Raw genomic sequence first — 23,550 nt, 5'->3', positions numbered from 1 at the left:
GACGGCCTCGCCGCGGGATCGGGGTGGTGACCGGCCTTCATGGGCCGGGCGGGGTGCGGCCCGGCGGGGCCGGGGTGGGAGTGAGGGTGGGGCGCGAGGTGGCGCGGGCGCGGGTCGTCACGGGCTCGGGTCGTCGGGGTTCCGGCTCCGGAGGGCCTGCTCGATGTCGGCCAGCGCGGAGCGCTGCTCCGCGGAGAGCCAGCGGGTGAAGTGGCGGTGCACGGCGGCCCGGTAGACGGGGGCGGCTTCGGCGTACGCCCTGCGGCCGGCCTCGGTGAGGACGACGTCGTCGCCGCGGCCGTCGAGTTCGCAGGGCCGGCGGCCGATCAGTCCGCGCCGCTCCATCCGCCCGAGCTGGCGGGAGAGGCGACTGTGGGCCCACCCCATCAGGGCGGTCACCTGGCCGACCCTGATGCAGTGTTCGGGGTCGTCGAGGCGCACCAGCGCGTCCAGGACGTCGTGGTCCGCTATGGAGAGGCCTCCGTCCCGCTCCAGGTCGCGTGCGATCGGGGCGTCGGCCAGGAGCTGGACGCGGCGGTAGGCGGCCCAGGCCCGGAGTCCGTCGTCGGGCGGCGGTGGAGTCATGCCAGGAGTCATGCCGCCAGAATACTCGTGACATGTAACCAGAATCCCCGTAGAGTCTTCGTTACACGTAACGAAGACTCTACGGGGAAGGGGTGGGCCCGATGCCGGCCGACCACCGCACTCTCAAGGCCAACGGTGTGGAGCTGAACGCCGAACTCTTCGGCGACCCCGGCGATCCCGCCGTCCTGCTGGTCCACGGCGCGGGCCACTGCCTGCTCAACTGGACCGACGGCTTCGTCGAACGGCTCGCCGCCGGCGGCCGGTACGTCATCCGCTACGACAGCCGCGACGCGGGCAGGTCGACGACCTACCCCGTGGGAGCCCCGCCCTACGGCCTGCCCGACCTGGTCGAGGACGCCGCCGCCCTGATCGGCGCGCTGGGGCCGGACACGGCGCACGTCGTCGGGATGTCGCAGGGCGCCGCGGTCGGACAGCTCCTGGCGATCCACCACCCGCACCGGGTCGCCACCCTCACGCTCGCCTCCTCCACGCCCGGCGGGCCCGGACACGACCAGGCGGACCTCCCACCGATGTCGGACCGGATCGCCTCCTTCTTCGAGCAGGAACAGGACGAGGTCGACTGGTCCGACCGCAGCGCCGCCGTCGACGCGCTCGTCGAGGGCGAGCGGCCCTTCGCGGCCGCCTCGCGCCCCTTCGACGAGGACGGCGTCCGGCGCCTGGCGGAGCTCGTCGTCGACCACGCGGACAGCATCGCCGCGCAGTCCACCAACCCCTACCTCCTCGACGCGGGCCCGCCCTGGAGGCACCGCCTCGGCGAGATCACCGCTCCGACACTGGTGTTCCACGGCACCGAGGACCCGCTGTTCCCCGTCGGGCACGGCCGCGCCCTCGCCGCCGAGATCCCCGGCGCCCGCTTCACCGCCCTGGAGCGGACCGGGCACGAGGTCTTCCCCCGCGAGCAGTGGGACAGCGTCGTCCCGGCGCTCCTCGCCCACACCGCCCCGGCCGCACGCTAGCGGGCCCGGCCCGCTCTGAACCGGTCCCGAACGGGACCGGTTCAGGACCGGACGCGCTCCCGGCCCTCGGACGCGGCGTCAGGCGCGGTGCCGGGTGCGGCGACGGACGCGGCGCCGGACTCCGCGTCGGACGTGGCGTCGACGGTGGCGACGGGCAGGACACCGGGAGGCGTGAGGGCGGCCGAGATCTCCGTGACGACGCGGGCGAAGGCCCGCACCCGGTGGTCGGCGTCGTCCCGGGTGCGCCACACCAGCCCGTGCTCCACGGGCGGAGCGTCCGCCACCCGGACGAAGCGGATGTCCGGGTGGCGGTACAGCACGTGCAACTGCCCGTCGCCCGGCACCATGGCGCGCCCGGCCGCGACCAGGGCCACCGCCTCGGCGTAGGTGGCGCACGGCTCGCCGTACCGGGCGATAGACCGCCCGCCGGGGGTCCACCGGGGCAGGTGGAAGTCGATCCAGTAGCCCGGGACGGTGTCCGCCACGTCGATGAACGTCTCGCCCGCGAGCTCCTCCAGCACCACCTCGCCCCGCTCCGCGAGGCGGTGCCCCGCGGCCAGGCCGATGTAGCGGGCCCCGCGGGTGACCACCGCCCCCACGGTCAGCTCCGGGTCCCGGACCGGCAGCGTGATCATCAGCAGGTCGGCGCTCCCGTCGTGCAACTGCGACGCGTGGTGGTGGAGCTGCGTCTCGACCACGCGCACCGAGCAGTGCGGGTTGTGCTGCTCGAAGAGCTCGCGGGCGGCGTGCACCACCCGCCCGCTCTGGGCGCCCATGAAGCCGACGGTGAGCGTGCCGGTGATGCCGCAGCCCGCGAGTTCGGCCCGGCGCAGCGCACGCCTGATCCCGTCCTGGAGCGGCAGAAGGTCGTCCCGCAGCCCGCGTCCGACGGCGGTCAGGGCGACCCGCCGGGTGCTGCGCTCGAACAGCGGGGCGCCGATGCGGCGCTCGATCTTCTTCACCGTCTTGCTGACCATGCCCGTGGTGACGTGCAGGCGCTCGGCCGTGCGGCCGAAGTGCAGTTCGTCGCAGAGCGTCAGAAAGAGCTCCATTTCGGCCCGTTCCATCGACCGGTCTCCCCCCTTGATTCATGACCCGGTGGACACGATCATGCCGCACTGTTGACGGTACGGCCCAAATGCAGCCGGGCGGCCCGCCACAGCGGTCGTTCGTTGAGGCGGTGGCAACAGTCCGTTGACCGATTGATCGTTGATCAACTTGTCGACCTCGGCGCATTGTTGACCCGACAAGCCGGGAGCCTGACCGGCGAGCCGCCCTGTGGACACCGGCCGGCCCGCGTCGCCCCGCGCACACGTGTCCCCCGACGAACAGAGGACAGACATGACCGGATTCTTCGCGCCGCTGACCGTGGGCAAGCTCGAACTCCCCAACCGGCTGGTGATGGCGCCGATGACCCGCAACCGCGTCCGGCCCGGCGGCCTGATCTCGGAACTGGCCGCCGACTACTACGCGCAGCGCGCCGGCGCGGGCCTGATCGTCTCCGAGGCCACCGGAGTCAGCGAGATCGCCCTCGGGTACGGCCTCACCCCCGGCCTGTACGCGGCGGAGCAGGTCCGGGCCTGGCGCCCGGTGACCGACGCCGTCCACGCGGCGGGCGGGCGGATCTTCGCCCAGCTCGTCCACTGCGGCCGGATCGGACACCCGAGCCTCTACTCGGACGGCGCGCTGCCGCTGGCCCCCTCGGCGATCGCCTCCGGGGAGCAGCTCTACACCCCCGACGGGATGCTCGACCACCCCACCCCCCGCGAGATGACCGCGCAGGACATCGCCCGAACCGTCGCCGACTTCGCCACTGCGGCCCGCAACGCCGTCGAGGCCGGCTTCGACGGCGTGGAACTGCACGGCGCCAACGGCTTCCTGCTGCACCAGTTCCTGGCGGACGGCACCAACCGGCGCACGGACGGGTACGGCGGCTCCCACGACGCGCGGATCCGGCTGACGCTGGAGGTCGTCGCGGCGGTCGCCGAGGCGGTCGGCCCGGAGCGGGTGGGCCTGCGGCTCTCCCCCGGCATCACGTTCAACGGCATGGCCGACGCCGAGAGCGACACCGCCGGGCTGTACACCGCCCTGGTCCGGGCGCTGGCGCCGACCCCGCTCGCCTACCTGCACGTCTTCGAGATCCTCAACCGGGACGTCACCCGGATCATCCGCGCCGAGTGGCCCGGCACGCTCGTCCTGTGCCCGCACCCCACGCCCGACTCCTTCCCGAGCACCCCGGAGACCGGGGCCCAGGCGCTGAGCGAGGGGGTGGCCGACGCCGTCGCGATGGCGGAGCAGTGGCTGGCCAACCCCGACCTGCCCGCCCGGATCAAGGCCGGCGGCCCGTACAACCCGGCCGACAAGGCCACCTTCTACGGCGGCGACCACCACGGCTACACCGACTACCCGACGCTGGCGCTCTGACGGACCGTCTGCCGCCCGTCGGCCGTCCGTCTGCTGCCCGGGCGGTTCCGGGCGGCGGGCGGACGGGCGGAGGACGGACGGGCGGAGGACGGACGGGCGGAGGACGGACGGGCGGAGGACGGACGGGCGGAGGACGGACGGGCGGAGGACGGACGGGCGGAGGACGGACGGGCGGAGGACGGAGGGCCGGCAGAAGCGGGCCGGACGGGCAGCCGACGAGTTCTCAGGGAGACGTCCGGTAACACGCGGCGGTCGCGGCGGCGCGCTCGCGCAGGGAGTCGCGCAACCACTGCGGGGCCAGGGCCTCCGCGCTGGTGGCGAGCTGCCACAGCGCCCATTCGGCGTGTCTCGGGTCCTGGAAGGTCACCTCCAGCCGCAGCCGGCCGTCCGCTTCGGCCTCCTCGCTAAGGACGGCCAGCGCGGTGTCCACCAGGTCCGCCCGCCGCGCCGGATCCATCCGTACCAGCACGGTGACCTGGTCGCCTCCGGTCCGGAACCGCGTGCTGCGCTCCTGCCACACCCGGTCCAGATCGACCCGGTCCGGTCGCTGAGCCGGTTCGGCGAGCTCCTCGGCGGCCAGGATCCGGGACAGCCGGTAGGTGCGGTCCGCGCCGGACCGCACGGCCAGCAGGTAGCCCTGGCCGCGTACGGTGACCAGGCCGATCGGGTCCACCGTGCGCCATTCCGGGGCCCGGTCCACGGCCGCGTAGCGGATGCGCAGCTTGTGTCCGGCGAACACCGCGCGCCGGACCTCGGCCACGACGGTGTCGGGCACCTCCTCCGCGGTCGGACGGCGCGCGAGGAGGTCGGTCTCCGGGTCGATGAGCAGCCGCTGGACCGCGCCGGCCGCGGTGGCCCGTTGGCTCTCGGGCAGCGCGTCGACCACCTTGCGCATGGCCGACGCGAGCGCCGCCCCCAGGCCGAACGCCTGTGCGCCGCGTCGTGACCCGGCGACCAGCAGGGCGAGTGCCTCGTCGTGGTTCAGTCCGGTGAGCTCGGTCTGGAAGCCGGGCAACAACGCGAACCCGCCGTGCCGACCGCGTTCGGCGTAGACCGGGACGCCCGCTGCGGACAGCGCCTCGATGTCCCGCAGCACGGTGCGGGTGGACACCTCCAGCTCGCCGGCCAGCGTGGTCGCCGACAGCCGGCCGTGCTGACGCAGCAGCAGGACGAGCGATACCAAGCGGTCGGCGCGCATGCCGAAACTCTACCGGGATACACGACACAGGGTGTCGTGATTCGTTGGGAGGCTCTTACCTGTCAGCACGACAGAGACCCTGTCACACACGAGAGGTGATCCACATGGCGCACTCCATCGTCAACCCCGACGGTCTGCACAACCCCGTCCCGTTCGGCTACAGCCACACCGTCGCCGTCCCCGCCGGCACGGAACTGGTGCTCGTCGCCGGCCAGTACGGATCCGGCCCGGACGGCGCGGTCGTCTCGGCCGACTTCACCGAGCAGGTGAAGCAGACGTTCCACAACATCGGCGTCGCGCTCGCCGCCCACGGGCTCGACCTCAGCCACGTCGTCCAGCTCAGGACGTATGTGGTGAACCACGACCTCGGCAAGCTCGGGCCGATCGCCGGGGCCGTGCAGGAGCACTGGGGCGCGAAGCCGCCCACGCAGACCCTCATCGGTGTCGCGAGCCTGGCCACGCCCGACGTGCTGTTCGAGGTCGAGGCCCTGGCCGCCCGCCCCTGACCGCCGCCCGGCGGCGGCCCGGCGGTGCGCCGCCGGCGCGCGCGGTCGAGCGGTGCCCCGCCCCGCTCGCTGCCACCAGGCCCAGCCCGGTGGACAGCGAGCGGCGGTGGTGCGCCGGCGGGTGCTCGACTCCGGTGGCGAACGCCTCCGGGTGTCCGATGCCCGCCTTTGCAGGGAGACCGGTGGTGGTGGCCGCCTCCCGGCCTTCGCCGCGGGCCGTCGCCGCGTCGGCCTGGCGGATCCCGTAGGGTCGGCCAATGGCGAAGTACTTCGACGTGCACCCGCAGTCCCCCCAGACCCGCACCATCAACACCGTGGCCGACAGCCTCCGTTCCGGAGCGCTGATCGCGTACCCGACCGACTCCTGTTTCGCCCTGGGCTGCCGCATGGGCAACCACGAGGGCCTCGACAGGATCCGGTCGATCCGGCGTCTCGACGACCGCCACCACTTCACCCTGATGTGTGAGAACTTCGCGCAGCTGGGGCAGTTCGTCCACATCGACAATGCCGTCTTCCGCGCAGTCAAGGCGGCGACGCCGGGCAGCTACACCTTCATCCTCCCCGCGACGAAGGAGGTCCCGCGCCGTCTGATGCACCCGAAGAAGAAGACGGTGGGGGTCAGGATCCCCGACCACGTCGTCACCCGGGCCCTGCTCGCCGAACTCGGCGAGCCCCTTCTCTCCAGCACCCTGCTCCTGCCCGGCGAGGACGAGCCGATGACCCAGGGGTGGGAGATCAAGGAGCGGCTCGACCACGTGCTGGACGCCGTGGTGGACTCCGGCGACTGCGGTACGGAACCGACGACGGTCGTCGACTTCTCCAGCGGCGCGGCGGAGATCGTCCGGCGCGGGGCCGGCGACCCCGCGCGTTTCGAGTGACGGCGCGGCCCCGGTCGGGCTGACGAAAGCCGTCAGGGTCGGGTGCCGCCGAGCCCGGCCTGCCCGGACCGCCCGAGGTGCGGGAGTGCGGGGACCTGGGGATGCCGCCGGAAGCCTGCATCCGGAGTCGACGGCCTCGGCTGCGGCGGACGAGGTCGGCGGCAGCCGGCGGCGGTGCGGCGGCGGCCCCCTCGGGACCGCGCTCTGCCGCCGCCCGGTCCCGGAGGTCGCGCGGGCAGCGGGGTGCGGCACGCCGCCGGCGGAGCCGCCCGAGTCACCGCCGTGGACGTAGGTCGCCCTCCGGCGTGACACCACTGCGGGCTCCGGCCTGCGGCGTGCCGCACGGCGGTCAGCCGAACAGGCCGGTGAGCCGGCGCCACACGGACGTGGGCAGGACGTCAGGGCGCCCCGCCCGCCCGCCTCCGGCCGTTCGGGCCGCGGCGAGTGCCGGCCCGTACGGTGCTCCGGCCGCCGTAGCGGACCGGTCGGCGCGGGCCGCCCCGGTCGGCAGCGCGCCCGCGGGCACGGCGACCGACGGCCGGGAAGAGGCGGGGGCAGGGGCGGGTTCGTGGGCGCGGACGGCCTCGGCGCGCACCAGCGCGCCCATCGCGGCATAGACATCGAATGGCATGACGGATCTCCTGCGGTCTGCGGAGTCGGACGGTGGTCGCGGCAGGCCGGGCGCCGACCCGATCCGCGGCGACACCGTCCGCGCGTCCCGGCACCTCCCGGCCGGGCACCGTCAGCAGCGCAGGACCACCTCACGGACGGACGCGGCGCCTTCACCGATCCGGGAGGGCCGTCCGCCGCACCCTCCGGGCGCCGAAGCCCCGGCACGGACGGCACGGTGGACGACGACGCCCGCCGACACGTCCGCCCGGTCGCGGCGGCGCCCGGAGGGTACGGGGCAGCCCTGCGGGTCGGGCGCGCCGGGCGGCACCACGGGGACGCCCTCACCTGCGGGCCACTCCTGGCCTGCCGCGCAGAGGCCGCCCGCCGCCCGCTCCGGGACGCCGGTGTCACCACCGCCGCCGAGCAGGGCGAGTGCGGCGCCCAGCAGCACCGCGACCACGAACCGGGCCGCGCAACGGCCGAGCCGGGTCGTACGCGCCATGGGGCATCCTCCAGGAATCCGCCCCCAGCCAACTCCCGGCCCGCCTTCGGCAACCTCCCGAAGCGCGCCCGCCTCACCCATCAGGGGACCTGGTTCACCCCGACGGCGTACGACCGGGACGTCCCACGGTCACTCTCCGTGCACGTCAGGGCCGGCCGGCCCCGTCCACGAGGCTCGGGCACGTCAGAAGGCCGGCGACCGGACCCTGTTGCCGGGGACGGCATGCCGGGCTGCCCGTGTGCCGTGGGGTCCCCCGAAGCCCGGTCTCCGGAGGACGCGCGTTCCCGTTCCGCGAAGCACCGGGTCGGAAGTCCGCCGGGGTGCCTGGGGCCCCGATCAGCCGGGTCGCGGCTCCCTGCACGGGACGTGGGTGGGCTTCGACCTCGTCCTGCTCCCGGCCGTGGCGTCCGTGGCGGCTACGGACACGGCTGCGGCTGCGGCTGCGGGAAGGTCGCGGGAGAGCGCCGTTCGCGAAGGTCTCGGCGCCGGACCGCTCCGGTCGGCGGGGTCGTCGGCCCGGGGCCGCTCAGTGGTGGAGCAGGTACCGATCGGGGCCGTCGGCGTGCGGGGCTTGCCGGAGGCGTTCGCCGTCGGCATCTCCGTCGTCGCCGTCGCCGTTGTCCGGTGCCCGGCCGTCCGCGCGGCGGTGGTCGTCGGGTCTCCCGGTGAGACCGTGGCGCTCCGCCAGCACACCCGCCTGGAAGCGGCTGTCTGCGCCCAGCGTGCTGTACAGGCCGGCGATGTGCCGCCGGCAGTTGCGCAGCGACAGGCCGAGCCGGCGGGCGATGGCCTCGTCCTTCAGCCCGTCCGCGAGCAGCCGCAGGATCGCGGTGCGCAGTTCGCCGGAGACCGCGCGGGCGGCGGCCGGTCCGCTGCGGAAGGCTTCGCCCCGGTGCCAGAGCGTCTCGAAGGCGTCGGCCAGGTGGGCCACCACCGAGGGGTCCGTCACCAGCACCAGTGCGTCGGGCCTGCCCCGTTCCGGCAGGAGAGCGCTCTCCCGGTCGATGACCAGCAGCGGGCCGTGGCTGTCCCCGGTGGTCCGCACCTCGGCGCCGGCCCGGGCCGCGGTGCGGGCCTGGCGCTGGGCGGGCAGGTGGAAGCGCGCCGGGTGCTGGTGGACGATCCGGGTGCGCAGCGCGGGGTCGGTGCGCGGCAGTTCGGCCAGGACGAGGTCGGCCAGTGCCGCCGCGGTCGGGTCTGCGCCGGGGCAGCACAGGAGGACCTCCCGGCGGGCCTGAAGCAGCCGGTCGCCGACGGTCGCGCGCACGGCTTCGGTGGCAAGCGCGGCCCCGGCGGCGGGCGCGGCTTCGGAGTCCGCCGGCGCGGGTGCGGCCGGGGCGGATACGGCCGGGGCGGCGGGCGCGGCGGTTCGCGGCAGCGCTCGGACCGCCGGTGGGGATGCGGGTGACGGTGGGCCTGCGGGTGGGGGTGCGGTGAACGGGGCCCGGGCGGTTCCGCGGTCGTTCATGGCGGCCCTCTCGGTGACGGTGACGGTGACGGTGGCGATGGCAGTGGCAGTGGCGATGGCGATGGCGGTCGACAGTCGGCGGTCGCGTCCGGTGAACGGTCGATCACCGGAGCAGCCGTTCGATAGTCGTCACAGTTTGCGAGGTCAGCCAAGCGGAGAGGGGGCCAGGAAGATGATGGCCGACTGAGGAGGGGTGGATGAATCCGGTGAATACGGACCCGATCCGGCCGTTGGGGCAGGAGGCCCTGCTCGATCGGGAAGCGCGGCTGGTCTACGAGTGGGCGGTGCGGCACCGGCGGGTCGAGCCGGCCGACCTGGCGCGGATGGCCGGTGAGCTCGGGCTCACCGAGGCACGCTGCCGTCGGGCCGTCGACCAGCTGGCCGCGCTGTGCCTGCTGATCCGGCGTCCGGAGGCCGAGCGGGGCTGCTTCGCCGTGGCCGGACCGGAGGCGGCCGCGGCGCGGTTGACCGGGCAGAAGGAGGCGCGGCTGCGCCTGTACGAGGCCGAACTGGGCCGCCGCCGGGCGGCGCTGGCCAGCCTGCGCGCCGAGGTGGCCTCGCTGGAGCCCGTGTACCGGTCACAGAGCGACCGGACGGACGACTCGGTCCGGTTGCTGGAGGAGGCGCAGGTGGTCCGCTCCGTGCTGGACTCCCTGGTCGGCGCGGCCGAGGAGGAGGTACTGGCCATCCAGCCCGGGGGCCGCCACCCGGGCCAGGCCCTGGCGGAAGCACTGCCCCGGGACCTGGCCCTGCTGGAACGGGGCGTGCAGGTGCGGAGCCTCTACCAGCACCCGACCCGGTTCGACCCGCCCACGCGCTCCTACGCGCAGGCGATCACCGCTGCGGGGGCGCAGATCCGCACCCGCGCCGAGGTGCCGGACCAGCTGGTCCTGGTGGACCGGGCCACGGCTTTCGTGCCGGCCCGGCTCGCCGCCGGCGGGGCGCTGCTCGTCCGCGAGCCGTCCCTGGTGGCGTACTTCGTCCGACTGTTCGAACACGAGTGGAGCCAGGCGCTCCCGTACGACACCGCGCCCACCGCGGCCCGCGCGCTCTCCCGCGAGGTCGAGGACGTGATCGCGGTGCTGCTCGCGGCCGGGGAGAAGGACGACGCGATCGCCCGACGGCTGGGCATGTCGACCCGCACCTGCCGGCGGCACATCGCCGAACTGCTGCAGCGCCTGGGCGCGCAGAGCCGGTTCCAGGCCGGCGTGCTGGCCGAGCGCGAGGGAGTGACCGTCCCGGTGGACGCCACGGCGTCGCCCTGAGCCGGGCCGGCCGCCGGGCCGGGTGGCGCGCGGGCGGGACGGAGGTGAGAGGACGGACGGTGCCGGGGACCGTGGCCGGTGGCCGGGGCCGGGCCGGGGCCGGGGTCAGCGGGCCGGGCCGGGGGCCGGGGTCAGCGGGCCGGGCCGGGGGCCGGGGTCAGCGGGCCAGGCCCGGCCCCGGGGCAGCAGCCGGGGCGTGGGTGACGGCGCGCCGGGCCGACGCCCCGGGACGGAACACGGGGCGGAACACGGGCGACTGCCCGCCGGACGGGCCGGCGGGCAGTCGCCTCGCAGTCAGCCGACCACTGCGCGGCCTCGGCCGGGGCAGCCGCCGTCAGGCGGGCGTCGGTACTGACGGGGCCCGCCGGGGCGGCCGAGCCGTCCCGGCGGACCCGAGCCCTCGCGGGGCCGGGACCTGCGACGTCAGGAAGCGTCCTCGTCCACGAGGTGGGTGTGGGTGAACTGGTGGAAGGAGCTGCTGAGGTAGCTGTACTTGGCGACGGCGAACGTGGTGTCGTTCTCGGTCTCCAGCGCCTGCAGAGCCAGGATCTGCGCCATGGTTCGGTTCCTTTCAGGTGGTGGTACCGGCCACCGGACGGTGGCCGGCGTGCTCCCGCCGGCGTCAGGGCCGGGGGAAGTCCGTGATGCCGGGCAGCGGCACCGGGCCGTGCACCGCCTCGTGCAGGACGGCCAGGATCCCGGCCGCGCCGGTGGCCAGGTCCGCCGAGAGCCGCATCGAGCGGCGGCCCGGGAACGCCAGGTGGCCCCGGTGGTTCATCACCTGCCACTCCAGCAGCCTCAGGTGGCGGTCGGCCCCGGCCCGGTTCCCGGTCCGCAACTGGTGCAGGGCCAACCCGGCCCGGCCCTCGAACAGGCCCGACGCCGCGACCAGCTCCGGGAGGCAGCCGCGCTCGGCGGCGGCCGCCGCCTCGGCGAACCGGGCCGGGAGGCGGTCCGGGCCGGTGCGGCGGGCCAGTTCGGCGATCACGCCGGCGGTGCCCACTCCGCCGGCGGCCAGGTACGGCAGCTTGCGGTGGTGGCGCTCCTCCAGCAGGAAGAGCATCCCGTCGGAGATGTCGGCCCCGTCCAGCTCGCGGCCCAGTGCCGCCTCGGCGGCCGCCAGCCAGCCGGGCTCCCCGGTGTGCCCGTGCAGCCGCAGGAACAGCGCGGCCTGTCCGCTCCAGCCGTCCAGCAGACCGCGCAGCCGCGACGCCCGCTCCTCCCGCGCCAGCTGGTGCCCGAGCGCCAGGGCGTGTTCGGCGAGCCGGTCCTCGCCGAGCGCACCGGCCAGGTCGAGCAGCCCGAGCGCGATTCCGGCGCGTCCCGAACCGAGACCCGGGTCGGCCGGCACCTCACCGGCGAGCAGCCGCTCGACCAGCGCGCCGGCCTCCTGGTACGCACCGAGGCGCGCCAGCGTCCAGGCGATGCCGGTCAGCCCGTCGTACAGTCCCGGCGGCAGGTCCCGCGCCGCGTTCGTACGGGCCAGCAGCCAGTCGGTGTGCCCGGGCGGGGCGGGGTGGCCGCAGGCCTGCAGCACGTGCAGCACTCCGGCCGCGCCGTAGGCCAGGCCCAGGCCGCCGTGGCCCGGTCCGAACTGCGCGATGTCGCCCGGGAAGAGACGGTCGTTGCGCTCCGGCGTCGCCATCGCGACGATGCCGGCGGCCAGCGAGTCCAGCACCGGGCGCCAGGCGGCGGTGTCCGCGGCCGGCTCCTGCGGCCAGGCCGGCGCCGGACCGGTTCCGGCGTCGGCCCCGTGGCGCTCGGTGGCACCCGGCGGGAGCTTCCCGCCGGCCGCCCGGTGCAGCGCCTCGGCGAGCTCGGCCCCGTACCCGGGCGGCACGGGGTAGCGCCGCTCGACCTCCCGGCCGGCCAGTTCGGCCTTGCCCGAGTCCAGTGGGAGCAGGATGTTCACCGGCAGGAAGAGGTAGAGCCGCAGCGCGGCGAGCGCGTACTCGTCGACCGCGGTGCCGCGCCGGGCCCGGGGCGAGACGAAGCCGGGCGTGCCCAGCGGAGGGGCGGCGGTGTCCTCGGTCGGGAAGGAGATCTCGAAGTCGACCAGCGCGCAGCGCCCGTCCGGCCGGACCAGCACGTTGTTGGGCTGCAGGTCGCCGAAGACCAGCCCGCGCGCGTGCAACGCCGCCAGCATGCCGGAGACCTGGTCGAGCACGTCGAGCGCCCAGGCGGTGTACTCGGCCAGCTCGGCCTCGCCCGGGTCGGGGTGGGCGAGCGGGCAGGTGCGGGTGAAGACCTCCTCCAGCCGCTCGCCCTCGATGTACTCCTCGACGAGGTAGTGGTGCTCCCAGACCTGCCGGTACTCGTACAGCGCGGGCACGAAGTCCAGCCCGGCCAGCGCCTCCAGCACCCGGCGCTCACTCAGCAGCCGCTGCACCGCGTCCCGGCGGGCGCCGTCCAGACCGGCGTGCGGCCGGGCCTCGCGCAACACCACCTGACGCCCGTCGCGCCGGTCGGTGGCCAGGTAGACCCCGCCGCCGTTGGAGAAGTGCAGCGCCCGGCTGACCTCGAACGGGAACTCGGTGGTCCCGGCCTCGGCCTCCCGCGCCGCGTCAGCGGCCAGTTGGCCCGCGACGACCTCCGGCACCGGTACCCAGTCCGGCACCGAGAAGACCGTGCCGCGGGTGTCGGGCACGAGTTCGCCGTCCGGCCCGAACATGGCCGGCACCCGCTCGCCCCGCGCGTCGGTGCAGTAGCGCTCGACGAACGAGCCGTAGCGCAGGTAGAGCGGACCGTCCCCGTAGCGCAGGTCGCTCAGCACGTACGGGCCCGCCACACCCTTGAGCAGGACGGACAGGTCGTCGAGCACCCGCGTCAGCCCGGCCTCGTCCTGCGGGTAGAGCGTGATCAGCTTGCCGCTGGAGCGGCGGTCGGCGTACTTGCTGTTCGCCGAGACCACGGTCGCCGGGCTGCGCAGGAACTTCCACGTCAGCTCGTGTTCCAGGCAGTACTCCAGGACCTGGTCGATCACCCGCCCGGCCTCGTCCAGCGCCGCCGAGACGTGCACCTTCCAGCCCTGGTCGGGCAGTTGCGCCCCCGGCGGCCTCAGGTGCACCCAGCCGCCGTGTGCCTGGCGCTGCCAGCCGGGCGGCAACGGGGCGGTGGCGGCGGCGAAGCGGTCCTCCGCGCGCTCGGCACGCACCGGCTCGTCGTAGAACAGCGGGTCGGCGAGGCAGTGGCGCTCGTAGAGGTCGTCCATGACGCCCGCCTCAGCCCGCGGTCCGCAGCCGGAGAGGCTGCTGCCGGCGGGGCTCCGGTCGGAGGGGCTGCGGTCGGAGGGCTCGCGCCCGGCACCCGTCCAGGTCCGGACCGGTGGCCGTCCGGATCTCGGATGTCGTCGTCAAGGGAACCCCCCGGATGCAGTGGACCCCGCCGACCGCGGGCTGCCATCGACCCTGCCAGCCCGGCCGCACGAGGTCGACAGATCCCATCCGCCACCTTCCTGCCAGACCGCTCCGGCCCCGGGACACACCCGCGTGACCGGCCCGGTCGGAGCCGGAGGCGGGCAGGGCGGGAGTCGGGCGAGGCGGAGGCGGGCAACGAGGCGGGCAACGGTGCGGGCCCGGAGTCGGGCAGGGCCGGAGGCGGGCCGGTGCACAGCGGTCCGAGCGCGCGCCGGCCACCGGGGCCGGCAGGCCCGGCACCCGCCGACCGGCTGCCCGCCCCCGGGGGCAGCCGCCCACCCACCGGGCGCAGCGGCCAGACTGGCGGCATGGACCTGCTCTCCCTTCGCTACTTCCAGGCCGTCGCCCGGCACGAGCACATCACCCGGGCCGCGGAGCAACTCCGGGTCGCCCAACCATCGTTGAGCCGGACCATCCTGCGCCTGGAGGCGGAACTCGGGCTGCCGCTGTTCGACCGCCGGGGCCGCCGGATCCGCCTCAACGAACGCGGCGCGGCCTTCCTACGCCGAGTCGACCGGGCGCTGGCCGAACTCGACGACGCCCGAAGGGAGATCGCCGACGCCGCCGGCGGGGGACCGGGCCGGGTGGCGGTGGTCGCCGAGACGCTCGTCCAACTGTCCGCGGTCCTGGTCGCCTTCCGTGAGCGGCGCCCCGGGGTGAGGGCACAACTGCTCCAGGCGCCGGTCGATGTGATGCGTCGTCATCTTCTGGCGGGGGAGGCCGACTTCGCGCTCGCCTCGCAGCCCCTCGCCGGACCGGGCCTGTCCTCCCTCGAACTGGTCCGCGAGGAGGTGCTGCTGGCCGTACCGCCCGGGCACCCGATCGCCGGCCGGGAATCCGTCACCGTACCCGAACTGGCCGCCGAGGAATTCGTCACCACCCGCACCGGACACTGGCAACGCACGCTGCTGGACGGCCTGTTCGCCCGCGAGGGGCTGGCTCCGCGCGTGGCCTGCGAGAGCGACGAGGCCGCCGCCACCCCGGAACTGGTCGCCGCCGGACTCGGTCTGGCCCTGATGCCCGCCGTCGCCCACCGCAGCCTCGTCGGACGCAGCCCGGTCGGGTGGCTGCGACTGGACGCCCAGGACTGCCACCGGACCTTGACCCTGGTCTGGCGCGAGGACGGCCATCTCTCCCCGGCCGCACTGGACTTCCGCCGCCTGGCCGTGGAGCAGCTCATGCCCGGGCACGCATGAGCACATGGCCGAACCGGTCGTGGAAGGCATGAAGGGGCCGCGGCTAGCGTCGACGGCGTCCACCGGTTCCCGACAGGGGAGAACGACGATGAGTCAGCAACGCACCGCCACCGCGGTCGACGGGTACGGCGGCGGCTACGTGGAGGTACTCCTCGGAGCACTGGCCGCCGACCCCGCACGCGAGGTCCTCACCACCGCCGAGGGCGTGCCGATCCGCGCGGACACGCTCCGCGACCGCGTGTACCGGCTCGCCGCCGAACTGGCCGACCGCGGGGTGGGGCGCGGCGACACCGTCGCCCTGCTCACCGGAAACACCGCCGAGGCCCTCGTCGCCCGCTACGCCGCCAACCTGGCGGGCGCCCGCGTGGTCGCCCTCTACGAGGGCATGAGCGCGCCCACCACGGCACACATCACGGCGAGCGTGGACGGCACCCTCCTGCTCGTCGACGACCGCCGGCACACCGCCGCCGGGGAACTCCTGCACCTCGGCGGCCTCCCCCCGGTCCTCTCCCTGGGGCCGAGCGATTTCGCCGAGGACGTCCTCTCCGCCGCCGAACGCCGCTCTCCGCACCCGATCGGCGGACTGTGCGGCCCGGACGACGACTGGTGCATCCGCCACACCGGCGGAACCACCGGCATCCCCAAGGGCATCCGGATGGCCCACGGCCCCTACCTGCGCAGCCTGCGGCTCGGCCGGCCCCTCGACGACGGCGCCCCGGCCCGCTACCTGGCCTGCACCGCACTCGCGCACCTCGCCGGCATCCTGACCGACGCGACACTCCTCCAGGGCGGCTCGGTCGTCCTGCGCCACGGCTTCGACCCCGGCGACGCGCTGGCCGCGATCGAGCGCGAGCGGATCACCGACACCTGGCTGCTGCCGCCCCTGCTCTACCAACTCCTCGACCACCCGGCCCTGGCCACCACCGACCTGTCCAGCCTGCGCCGGGTCTGCTACGGCGGCACCCCCGCCTCACCGGCCAGGATCCGCCGGGCGGCCGAGGTCCTGGGGCCGGTGCTCCACGGCTGGTACGGACAGGCGGAGACGCAGCACATCACCGAAGCGGGCCCCGGTGACCAGGACGTGATCGGCCACGACGGGCAGCTGACCGTCGGCCGGGCCTTCCCCGGGGTCGAGATCGCGATCCGGGCCGCCGACGGCACCACCGTCGCCCCGGGCCTGCGGGGCGAGGTGCAGGTGCGCTCGCCCTACACGATGGCCGGCTACTGGAAACAGCCCGAACTGACCGCCGAGGTCCTGCGCGACGGCTGGATCCACACCGGCGACATCGGCTACCTCGACGAGGCCGGCCACCTCTTCATCGTCGACCGGATCAAGGACATGATCGTCGTCACCGGCGGCCACGTCCACCCGTCGGAACTGGAGGAGCTCCTCCTCCAGCACCCCGCCGTCGCCCAGTGCGCGGTCTTCGGCGTCCGGGACGACGAGGCAGTGGAACACGTCCACGCCGCCGTGGTCCCCGCCCCCGGCCACCGGCCCACGCTGCAGGACGTCCGGCAGCACGTCATCACCCGCAAGGGCCGCCTCTACGCCCCCGAGGCCCTCCACCTCCTCCCCCACCTCCCGCTCACGGCAGCCGGCAAGCCGGACAAGAACCTCCTGCGCGCCCGGCTGGCCCGCCACCTCTGAGCTCGCCGACGAGCCCGCCGAACCCACCGAGCCCGCCCCCGGAGGACGGCACGGCCGCCCGGCACGAGGGCCCGCCGACGCCGCGGTGACGCCCCGGCGACAGGGCCGGGGCGTCACCGCGCACCCCTGGAAGGGACGGTGGCCGGCGGGCCGGTGAGCCCGGGCCCCGGCCGGGCGTCGTCGCCACCTAGACGACGCCGGCCGGGGCTGCCCCTCGTCGGCTACTCGTCGGCCACCTGTCGGGCTACTCGTCGGCTACTTGTCGGCTACTTGTCGTCCGGCTTCTTCCAGAGCACGTAGCTGACGTTCCAGATGTACTTCTGGCTCGTCCCGCCCCAGGCGGGCGTCCCGTAGCGTCCCTCGCCGCTGCGCACGCACCAGACGTCCTTGCCCACGTCACGGGACGGGGCGCTGTCGTACAGCTCGGTCGTCCACGACGCCTCCGGCAGCGAGCCGCAGCCCGCCAGGGTGGGCAGATCCGGCGAGGTCCAGCGTACCGGTGGTCACCGGTCAGCAGGTCGATGACGGTCGAGGGCGACACCCCGACGGTCGCGGTGAGGAAGGGGACCTGGCCGCCCTGGGCGTCCGTGACCACGATCGTCGAGTCGGTGCCGGGCTCGACCGTGATGGTGATCTTCCTGGGCTCGATGTCCTGGACGAACTTCCCGTTCATCGCCACGGTCAGCTTGTGACTCGTGGTGATCTTGAAAACACTGGTCTCGGACTTCCCGTCGATCGTCTGGTTGATCAGCAGGAGGATGGCGTCACCGGCCTCCCGCACCGACTTCTGCTCGTCCGCGAGCTTCGCGGAGAGCACGTCGACCCCCCACACGCCGACCAGCGCGATACCCGCCACCAGTGGATTGCCGCCCGCCTTCGTGGCCACCTGCACCAGCCCTCCGCGGACGACCTCCAGGACGATGGGCGTGATCGGACTCTGCGCCGCCCCCTTCACCACCGGATTCGCCTTCACCGAGCAACCCGCCACCGAGCAACCCGCCACCGCCAGCACGATCCCCAGGCCCACAGCTGCCGTCCTGCGCATGCCGCCCCCTCGTGATTACCCTCGACACCCGACGGCCGCTTCTTCCCCACGCCCCCGTCACAGCCGCCGATGATCTCTCTTTCCAGGCAACTCCGGTGACAAACAAGACATTTGACCACAGACGAGCCTCACACGCACCGTGCGTCGACGGAGGGCCGGCCCTGGCGGCAGAGCGGGGGCCGGAGCGGGAACGGGCACCGGGCCTGACACACCGCCCACGCACCCGCGACCGGCCGCCGGAGCCCGGACGGCGGTCGGCCGGGCGCGGCGCGGCGCGGCGGCGAGGGCCGGCGAGCTGCCTAACGTGGGCAGGGCAGTCGGACACCCCTCCCCCGTCTCGCAGAAAGGCTCCTCATGGCCGACAAGCCCTCCATCGTCCTGGTCCACGGTTTCTGGGGCGGCGCCGCCCACTGGTCCAAGGTCATCACCGAACTCCACCGCCGCGGCTTCCGCGACCTGCACGCCGTCGAGAACCCGCTGACCTCCCTGGCGGACGACGCCGAACGCACCCGCAAGATGATCCGCCAGGTCGACGGCCCCGTCGTGCTCGTCGGGCACTCGTACGGCGGCGCGGTCGTCACCGAGGCCGGCGACCTGCCGAACGTGGCCGCCCTGGTCTACGTCGCGGCGTTCGCACCGGACGCGGGCGAGAGCCCGGGTTCGATCAGCCAGGAGCTGCCGCCGGCGGCGTTCCCGAACATCGCCCCCGACTCGGACGGCTACCTGTGGGTGCGGCAGGACCGCTTCCACGAGAGCTTCGCGCAGGACCTCACACCCGACGAGGCGCTGGTGATGGCCGTGACGCAGAAGGCACCGCTCGCCTCCACCTTCGGTGACGCCGTCACCGCGCCCGCCTGGCGCAAGAAGCCGTCCTGGTACCAGGTGTCCGCCCAGGACCGCATGATCCACCCGGACAACGAACGCCGCATGGCCGAACGGCTCCAGCCCCGCAAGACGATCGAGCTGGACGCCTCGCACGCCTCCCTGGCCTCCCAGCCGGGCGCGGTCACCGACCTCATCGAGGCCGCCGCGAACGACGTGACCGGCCGGTAGCGGACACACCCGGTGCGGGGTCCCGCCCCGGCCCCGCACCGCACCACACGGCCTGGACCGGACCGGACCGGACCGGACCGGACCACAGGACCGGGCCCCACGACCGGTCCCGCCAGCACCCGCCGACCTTCGGGTCCTTGCGCCTCGGCCAAACCGCCGCCGCTTCCGGTGCCGATCGATGCATCGCCTGGAATCCGTTCACGTGTGCTTGGAGAAACACGTCCGACCCGCGATCACGGTCGAATTCGCACCCATCCCTGTGCTCGACGTCGGGGACACGTCAGAGGTCGCCGTCACACTGACCAACGCCGGCACATTCGCCGCCACGAACGTCGTGGTCCTCGGAAAGTCACCTCATACAAAGTCATTTGACGAAGCATCACGGAAACCTCTCTTGTCCGGAACGGAATCCGCGCTCGCCGTATCGCGGAACCGCCGGGTCGCGTTCAATGGTGTCGGGCCGAGACCCGCACGACCGTGCGGGGAACTCGGCCTCCCGCGGACCTCCCCGACCGGCCGTGGCGATTCGGCGACCCGGCGATCGAGAGGACACCCGCAGTGCGATCCACAGCGAAGACAGCGAACGTTCAAGCGAAGGACGGAACGACGCCCCGGAGGACGTTCCGGCTCCGGCTCGGCACCGCCCTGGCCGCGCTGATGGCATGCGCCGTGGCACCGGCGACGGCACAGGCCGCCCAGGGCACCCAGGCCGGGCCCGGCGACCCCGGGCGGCGCTGCTCCGCGGGCTACGTGGCACTCACCTTCGACGACGGTCCGACGGCGAGCACGCCCGCGTACCTGAAGGCGCTGCGCGACGCCGGAAACACCAGGGCCACCTTCTTCGTGACCGGCGACCTGGCGCAGGCACGCCCGGACGGGACCTCGCGGATCGCCGCGGAGGGCCACCGGATCGGCAACCACTCCTACACCCACGCCAACCTGGTCGAACTCGACGCACCCACCGCGTTCGCGGAACTGCGCGACACCAGCCGGCTCATCCGGTCACAGACCGGCCGGGCACCGACGCTCTTCCGCCCGCCGTTCGGCAGCACCGACGCACGGACCAGGCAGGACGCGTCCAGACTCGGGATGACCGAAGTCATCTGGACCGCCGACACCGTCGACTGGAGCGGCATCCCCACCGAGACCGTCGTCGCGAACGCGCTCACCGTGAAACCGGGCGGCATCGTCCTGCTCCACGACGGCCTGCCGACCACCCTCGCGGCGATCCCGAAGATCATCCAGGGGCTCGCCGAACGACGCCTGTGCGCGGGCCGGATCGTCTACTCGGCCGAACCGGTCGAGGCCTGGCCGGGGCTCACCTTCCACGCCAAGGCCGACCGCTGGTGACACGGCCGTCAGAACCCTCCGGCCGTACGGGCGCGACCGCCCGGACGGCCGGAGGCCTGGCACCCGGACCGCCCTGAACCGCACACCCCGACCGACGGCCCCTGTCAGGGCACCGCGCACCGCGCAGGAACGGCCGTCACAGGTCGGAGGCGTCGATCCAACAGACCGTCGCCACCAGATCGGGCGCCTTGCCGGTCGCTTCGGCCGCCAGAAGCGCCCAGTCCCGGCAGTCGGTCACGATCCGCGCCCAGGACGACCGGCGGTCGACGTCCCAGTCGATGCCCGGCGAGTGGCCCCCGAAGGCCCGCCCGTCGTGCTTGACCTGCCACACCTGGAAACCGAGCACCGCCTGATCGTGAGCGGCAAGGTCCTCGACGACCTCAGCGAGGTGAACCGTCGGCCAGGCCAGGCCCAGGCTCCCCGGCGGGACGCGCAGCGCAGCGGCCCGCGGCGGGATCACGACCTCACGCGCTCCGAGATCCGTCAGCGCCCAGCGAAGCGCCACTCCTTCACTGTCGTCAGGGGCCAGGCCTCGCTGCCGGAACGCTTCATGGGCCTGTTGGAGAGCCGGCACGGCAGAACGGATCCCCAGGTCCGCCAGGGCTTCGGCCGCCCACTGGCGGACGGTGGCGTTCGCGCTGCCCAGCAAACCGATCAGCACGTCTCCCGGCCGCGGATCCTTCAGCGCGGTGAAGACCTCGACGGCGCAGAGCTGCCCGAACACCCCCAGGTGGGGCACCGCCGCGATCAGCTCGTCCAGCACCTCCGGTCCCACGGCGGTCAGCGAATGCTGAGCCTCCTCTGCCACCACGCGCGAATCCGCACCGAGCTCGCCGACCCACCGGGCAATCCTGCCGTCCATGACCACGGAGTCTCGCTCATCCCGTCCACCACGACCAGGCAATAATCCGGGCACACCGGCGTCGGGGTGCCGGTGCCGACGCCGCCACGGGCGGATCCGTGCCGTTGCGCAGGTGCGCAACGCGGTGCCGCTCACCGGCGGAGCGCAGGTCAGGGTTTCAGACAGCGCGCCAAGGCCGGAGCTCGTCCGAGGCCCCGCTCCCGGCCTCCCCCAGGAGGTCCATGACCTGGAGCGGGTTGGCACCGACCTCCGCGGCGTAGAGGGTCACCACCTCTCGGAACCGCAGACTGCGGGGATCGTCCGCCTCGATCCCCGCCAGAAGCCCCTCGGAAGCCCCCAGCCGGGCGCTCACCCCCGCCAAGGAGTGGCCCTGGCGCGTGCGGAGCTCTCGCAGCAGTCGGCCGACACTCATCCCTTCCACGGGCGCGGTGAGCGGTTCCGGCACGGTGTTGTGCTCGGGCTCGGCCAGCGCCCACCGCCCCCACAGCCGCCGGGCGAGGACCAGGTTGTCCGGCGGGCACGTGTGCTTGTCGATCCTGGCCTCCGCAACGGCCTCGGCGGTGAGGTGGGTCGCCCCCACGAGCTTCGTGCCGTGCAGCGTCGCGCCGTCGAAGTTGGCCCTGCGCAGAACGGCGCCCTGGAGGTCCGCCTCGGTCAGATCGGTGTCCCGAAAGCTCACACGTTCGAGGAGGCACCTGGACAGCCGGACATGGCGCAGATCCCGGCCCCGGAAGGTCATGTAGGACAGGTCGGTGCCACTGAGGTCCGCAGACGTCCGCTCGGCGTGGGGCTCGCCCAACAGCTCGACGACGAAGTGGACGGTCTCGCGGCCCGCACGCACCCATCCCGTCGTCGACGGGTCGATCCGGCGAACGGACCTGACGTACCTGCAGAGCAGGTCGATCGCCATGCCCTGCATCTGCGGGAACTCACGCAGGAGTCTCCTCAGTTGAGAGAGGACCGAGCTCTCGTCCGCATCCGTGGTCACCACGTCCAGCTGCGCGATCACGGCGGCGACGTCCCCGATCCGCGGACTCCTCGGCGCCGGCCGGGGCTCGACCTCGAACTGCTCGGCGGGCAGCGGTGCCGTCAGCTCCTGGTACACCGAATGCAGTTGTTCCTCGGCCCTCAGCCGCTTCACCCTCTCCTCCTCGACGTCCCGCAGCGTCGCCTCCCAGCGCACGACCTGGTGCGCAACCGCCGCTTCGTGCTGCTCGACCAGGACCTGGCGCTCCACCGCCGCCGCCTCGACGGCGGCCCCCAGCTCGGCCTTCAACTCGTCGTAGCTGCGCCGGATGTGGTCCCGCTCCTGCTGGACGTGGGTGAGGTCCTCCTTCAACTCCCCTATCCTCGCGGCGAGGACGGCGCGTCGGTCCTCGTTGCGGCGCAGCGCCGTGGTGTCCAGCTCCGCCTGCTCCCGCAGGAGCTTGTTCTCCTCGTCGAGTGTGTCCCGCTCGGCGCGGGCCCGCTCCAGTTCGTCCCGCAGGTCCTCGACCAACTGCCGGAGGCCTTCGTACCGGTCGCCGAGGGCTTGGTGCTGCTCGCGGAGTTCGAGCAGGCGGGCCCGCGAGGGCTGCGTGACCCGGATCGCGTCCGTGTACAGCCGCAGCGTGTCGATCCGCAGGTCGTCGGTCAGCCGCGGCCCGCCGGCCCCGCCGTTCCCCCGGTCCTCCTCCAACGCCTCGAAGAACTCGTCGAGGAACTCCTCGGTCACACGGCGCGGGCGGTCCCGGGCGCCGCTCCTGCCGCCGCCGCGCATGTAGTGGGACAGTGTGCCGACATCGGGCTTGAGATGGGGCATGTCGTCGAGCGTCGAGCCGAGTCTTCTGGCCCTCACCCTCCCGATCGCCTCGCTGAACTCGCGCAGGCTCGTCCAACTGCTCCCCTCGTACAGCTCGCGGAGCCGTTCCATCAGCAGCCGGTCAGGACCTCGGACCTCCGTGTCTATCGGCTTGAGCTCGGCTTTCCGCCTTCTGCTCGGCAGGCCGTCGGCCACGTCCACCCCCAGGTCGGCGTTGCGCAGGTACGCAATGGTGACAGGCCGTCATCCGAACGGAAAAATCCGCTCGCTGCGCGTTCCGGCAACGGCCGCGCGTCGAGGAGTCTGGGACCGGCATCAGCCACTGCTGGTCGGAGGGTTCCCGTCCAGGGCCCGGAACCCGGTACCCGCCGCCCCGACCCGGACGTTGCCGAAAACCACTGCCGGCGGCCGACGCTTCCGTTCGAGGGAGCACGGCCACCGGTCGCGCCCCGCCGCGCCACGGCACCGGGGAGGGCGCAACCCGCTGAATCGTTCACATCCCGTCGGAGGCGGGCCCAGTACCCGCCGCCGAGCACCACAGGAGAAGACCCGCGATGACCATCCCGTTCGCCACCCGCTGCCTGATCGTCGGCATCGCGATCCTGCTCTCCGCCTTGCTCGGCGTGGCCGGTGGACTCCTCAGCCGCAGTGACGGCGCCACGATCCCCACCGCGATCTTCCAGGCCGGAAAGACCTTCACCGGATCGATGACCGTCTGCACGGGCATCCTCATCGCGCTGGGCCTGCTCCTCTGAGCGAAGGGC

General features: G+C 73.9%; 21 protein-coding genes. 11 read left to right on the top strand and 10 right to left on the bottom strand.

Going from position 1 to position 23,550, the window contains the following annotated elements:
- Positions 1-117 precede the first annotated feature (117 nt).
- A complete protein-coding gene (locus AC067J_RS24000) occupies positions 118-597 on the bottom strand; it encodes a MarR family winged helix-turn-helix transcriptional regulator (RefSeq protein WP_478302347.1) in 480 nt (159 codons plus the stop codon).
- Positions 598-686: 89 nt separating this feature from the next.
- Between AC067J_RS24000 and AC067J_RS23995 the strand changes: the two genes are divergently transcribed.
- On the top strand, positions 687-1,562 hold the full coding sequence (locus AC067J_RS23995) for an alpha/beta fold hydrolase (protein WP_478302346.1): 876 nt from the start codon (positions 687-689) through the stop codon (positions 1,560-1,562).
- 41 nt (positions 1,563-1,603) lie between these two features.
- Here the strand turns inward: AC067J_RS23995 and AC067J_RS23990 are convergent, their stop codons facing one another.
- Positions 1,604-2,614, bottom strand: coding sequence for a LysR family transcriptional regulator (locus AC067J_RS23990; RefSeq protein ID WP_478302344.1), 1,011 nt, complete (start codon positions 2,612-2,614; stop codon positions 1,604-1,606).
- Between the two features lie 289 nt (positions 2,615-2,903).
- Between AC067J_RS23990 and AC067J_RS23985 the strand changes: the two genes are divergently transcribed.
- Positions 2,904-3,986, top strand: coding sequence for an alkene reductase (locus AC067J_RS23985; RefSeq protein WP_478302343.1), 1,083 nt, complete (start codon positions 2,904-2,906; stop codon positions 3,984-3,986).
- Between the two features lie 223 nt (positions 3,987-4,209).
- Here AC067J_RS23985 and AC067J_RS23980 read toward each other — a convergent pair whose 3' ends face one another.
- Complete coding sequence (locus AC067J_RS23980; RefSeq protein ID WP_478302342.1) at positions 4,210-5,184, bottom strand: helix-turn-helix transcriptional regulator; 975 nt, start codon at positions 5,182-5,184, stop codon at positions 4,210-4,212.
- Positions 5,185-5,288: 104 nt separating this feature from the next.
- On the opposite strand from AC067J_RS23980, the gene AC067J_RS23975 reads away from it, so the two are divergent.
- Positions 5,289-5,690 (top strand): RidA family protein, encoded by a 402-nt coding sequence (locus AC067J_RS23975; protein WP_478302340.1) that lies wholly within the window; start codon positions 5,289-5,291, stop codon positions 5,688-5,690.
- Positions 5,691-5,947: 257 nt separating this feature from the next.
- Positions 5,948-6,568 (top strand): L-threonylcarbamoyladenylate synthase, encoded by a 621-nt coding sequence (locus AC067J_RS23970; protein WP_478302339.1) that lies wholly within the window; start codon positions 5,948-5,950, stop codon positions 6,566-6,568.
- Between the two features lie 349 nt (positions 6,569-6,917).
- Here AC067J_RS23970 and AC067J_RS23965 read toward each other — a convergent pair whose 3' ends face one another.
- The 3 genes from AC067J_RS23965 to AC067J_RS23955 all read right to left on the bottom strand — a co-directional run bounded on the left by AC067J_RS23965 (position 6,918) and on the right by AC067J_RS23955 (position 8,949).
- Positions 6,918-7,199 carry a hypothetical protein gene (locus AC067J_RS23965; RefSeq protein WP_478302336.1) on the bottom strand — a complete coding sequence of 94 codons (282 nt, stop codon included), beginning with the start codon at positions 7,197-7,199 and terminating at the stop codon, positions 6,918-6,920.
- 111 nt (positions 7,200-7,310) lie between these two features.
- Entirely contained in the window at positions 7,311-7,682 is a 372-nt protein-coding gene (locus AC067J_RS23960; protein WP_478302334.1) for a hypothetical protein, read from the bottom strand.
- 526 nt (positions 7,683-8,208) lie between these two features.
- On the bottom strand, positions 8,209-8,949 hold the full coding sequence (locus tag AC067J_RS23955) for a response regulator transcription factor (protein ID WP_478302333.1): 741 nt from the start codon (positions 8,947-8,949) through the stop codon (positions 8,209-8,211).
- A gap of 398 nt (positions 8,950-9,347) precedes the next feature.
- On the opposite strand from AC067J_RS23955, the gene AC067J_RS23950 reads away from it, so the two are divergent.
- Positions 9,348-10,415 (top strand): helix-turn-helix transcriptional regulator, encoded by a 1,068-nt coding sequence (locus AC067J_RS23950; RefSeq protein WP_478302331.1) that lies wholly within the window; start codon positions 9,348-9,350, stop codon positions 10,413-10,415.
- A 423-nt stretch (positions 10,416-10,838) separates the two neighbouring features.
- Here the strand turns inward: AC067J_RS23950 and AC067J_RS23945 are convergent, their stop codons facing one another.
- Together AC067J_RS23945 and lanKC are read right to left on the bottom strand one after the other, a co-directional pair.
- Positions 10,839-10,973, bottom strand: coding sequence for a hypothetical protein (locus AC067J_RS23945; protein ID WP_478302329.1), 135 nt, complete (start codon positions 10,971-10,973; stop codon positions 10,839-10,841).
- Between the two features lie 64 nt (positions 10,974-11,037).
- Positions 11,038-13,626 carry a class III lanthionine synthetase LanKC gene (gene lanKC, locus AC067J_RS23940; protein WP_478302328.1) on the bottom strand — a complete coding sequence of 863 codons (2,589 nt, stop codon included), beginning with the start codon at positions 13,624-13,626 and terminating at the stop codon, positions 11,038-11,040.
- A gap of 513 nt (positions 13,627-14,139) precedes the next feature.
- Between lanKC and AC067J_RS23935 the strand changes: the two genes are divergently transcribed.
- From AC067J_RS23935 to AC067J_RS23915, 5 genes are all read left to right on the top strand, one after another.
- The gene (locus tag AC067J_RS23935) at positions 14,140-15,027 is read left to right on the top strand and encodes a LysR family transcriptional regulator (RefSeq protein ID WP_478302326.1); all 888 of its coding nucleotides are present in this window, start codon (positions 14,140-14,142) and stop codon (positions 15,025-15,027) included.
- Positions 15,028-15,115: 88 nt separating this feature from the next.
- Positions 15,116-16,675, top strand: coding sequence for an AMP-binding protein (locus tag AC067J_RS23930; RefSeq protein ID WP_478302324.1), 1,560 nt, complete (start codon positions 15,116-15,118; stop codon positions 16,673-16,675).
- A gap of 521 nt (positions 16,676-17,196) precedes the next feature.
- On the top strand, positions 17,197-17,367 hold the full coding sequence (locus tag AC067J_RS23925; protein ID WP_478302323.1) for a hypothetical protein: 171 nt from the start codon (positions 17,197-17,199) through the stop codon (positions 17,365-17,367).
- Positions 17,368-18,074: 707 nt separating this feature from the next.
- Positions 18,075-18,773 carry an alpha/beta hydrolase gene (locus tag AC067J_RS23920; protein ID WP_478302321.1) on the top strand — a complete coding sequence of 233 codons (699 nt, stop codon included), beginning with the start codon at positions 18,075-18,077 and terminating at the stop codon, positions 18,771-18,773.
- A gap of 669 nt (positions 18,774-19,442) precedes the next feature.
- The gene (locus AC067J_RS23915) at positions 19,443-20,123 is read left to right on the top strand and encodes a polysaccharide deacetylase family protein (protein WP_478302319.1); all 681 of its coding nucleotides are present in this window, start codon (positions 19,443-19,445) and stop codon (positions 20,121-20,123) included.
- A gap of 136 nt (positions 20,124-20,259) precedes the next feature.
- On the opposite strand, the gene AC067J_RS23910 is transcribed toward AC067J_RS23915, so the two are convergent.
- Together AC067J_RS23910 and AC067J_RS23905 are read right to left on the bottom strand one after the other, a co-directional pair.
- On the bottom strand, positions 20,260-20,985 hold the full coding sequence (locus tag AC067J_RS23910; RefSeq protein ID WP_478302317.1) for a HEAT repeat domain-containing protein: 726 nt from the start codon (positions 20,983-20,985) through the stop codon (positions 20,260-20,262).
- A 157-nt stretch (positions 20,986-21,142) separates the two neighbouring features.
- Positions 21,143-22,897, bottom strand: coding sequence for a pentapeptide repeat-containing protein (locus AC067J_RS23905; RefSeq protein ID WP_478302316.1), 1,755 nt, complete (start codon positions 22,895-22,897; stop codon positions 21,143-21,145).
- A 443-nt stretch (positions 22,898-23,340) separates the two neighbouring features.
- Between AC067J_RS23905 and AC067J_RS23900 the strand changes: the two genes are divergently transcribed.
- Positions 23,341-23,541, top strand: a complete 201-nt coding sequence (locus AC067J_RS23900; protein WP_478302314.1) for a hypothetical protein — start codon at positions 23,341-23,343, stop codon at positions 23,539-23,541.
- Positions 23,542-23,550 lie beyond the last annotated feature (9 nt).

The sequence above is a fragment of the Kitasatospora sp. NPDC042419 genome (assembly GCF_056437345.1).
Note: the sequence above shows the minus strand (reverse complement) of the source record. Positions and strands in the feature narration are given on the sequence as shown.

Bases quoted from the DNA above. Each gene is read 5' to 3' on its own strand.
- AC067J_RS23905 (WP_478302316.1), bottom strand. From the start codon at position 22,897: ATGGAACGGCTCCGCGAGCTGTACGAGGGGAGCAGTTGGACGAGCCTG.
- AC067J_RS23910 (WP_478302317.1), bottom strand. From the start codon at position 20,985: ATGGACGGCAGGATTGCCCGGTGGGTCGGCGAGCTCGGTGCGGATTCG.
- AC067J_RS23935 (WP_478302326.1), top strand. From the start codon at position 14,140: ATGGACCTGCTCTCCCTTCGCTACTTCCAGGCCGTCGCCCGGCACGAG.
- AC067J_RS23965 (WP_478302336.1), bottom strand. From the start codon at position 7,199: ATGCCATTCGATGTCTATGCCGCGATGGGCGCGCTGGTGCGCGCCGAG.
- AC067J_RS23920 (WP_478302321.1), top strand. From the start codon at position 18,075: ATGGCCGACAAGCCCTCCATCGTCCTGGTCCACGGTTTCTGGGGCGGC.
- AC067J_RS23945 (WP_478302329.1), bottom strand. From the start codon at position 10,973: ATGGCGCAGATCCTGGCTCTGCAGGCGCTGGAGACCGAGAACGACACC.
- AC067J_RS23930 (WP_478302324.1), top strand. From the start codon at position 15,116: ATGAGTCAGCAACGCACCGCCACCGCGGTCGACGGGTACGGCGGCGGC.
- AC067J_RS23950 (WP_478302331.1), top strand. From the start codon at position 9,348: ATGAATCCGGTGAATACGGACCCGATCCGGCCGTTGGGGCAGGAGGCC.
- AC067J_RS23960 (WP_478302334.1), bottom strand. From the start codon at position 7,682: ATGGCGCGTACGACCCGGCTCGGCCGTTGCGCGGCCCGGTTCGTGGTC.
- AC067J_RS23985 (WP_478302343.1), top strand. From the start codon at position 2,904: ATGACCGGATTCTTCGCGCCGCTGACCGTGGGCAAGCTCGAACTCCCC.
- AC067J_RS23995 (WP_478302346.1), top strand. From the start codon at position 687: ATGCCGGCCGACCACCGCACTCTCAAGGCCAACGGTGTGGAGCTGAAC.
- AC067J_RS23975 (WP_478302340.1), top strand. From the start codon at position 5,289: ATGGCGCACTCCATCGTCAACCCCGACGGTCTGCACAACCCCGTCCCG.
- AC067J_RS23980 (WP_478302342.1), bottom strand. From the start codon at position 5,184: ATGCGCGCCGACCGCTTGGTATCGCTCGTCCTGCTGCTGCGTCAGCAC.
- AC067J_RS23925 (WP_478302323.1), top strand. From the start codon at position 17,197: ATGACGGTCGAGGGCGACACCCCGACGGTCGCGGTGAGGAAGGGGACC.
- AC067J_RS23900 (WP_478302314.1), top strand. From the start codon at position 23,341: ATGACCATCCCGTTCGCCACCCGCTGCCTGATCGTCGGCATCGCGATC.
- AC067J_RS23970 (WP_478302339.1), top strand. From the start codon at position 5,948: ATGGCGAAGTACTTCGACGTGCACCCGCAGTCCCCCCAGACCCGCACC.
- lanKC (WP_478302328.1), bottom strand. From the start codon at position 13,626: ATGGACGACCTCTACGAGCGCCACTGCCTCGCCGACCCGCTGTTCTAC.
- AC067J_RS23990 (WP_478302344.1), bottom strand. From the start codon at position 2,614: ATGGAGCTCTTTCTGACGCTCTGCGACGAACTGCACTTCGGCCGCACG.
- AC067J_RS24000 (WP_478302347.1), bottom strand. From the start codon at position 597: ATGACTCCTGGCATGACTCCACCGCCGCCCGACGACGGACTCCGGGCC.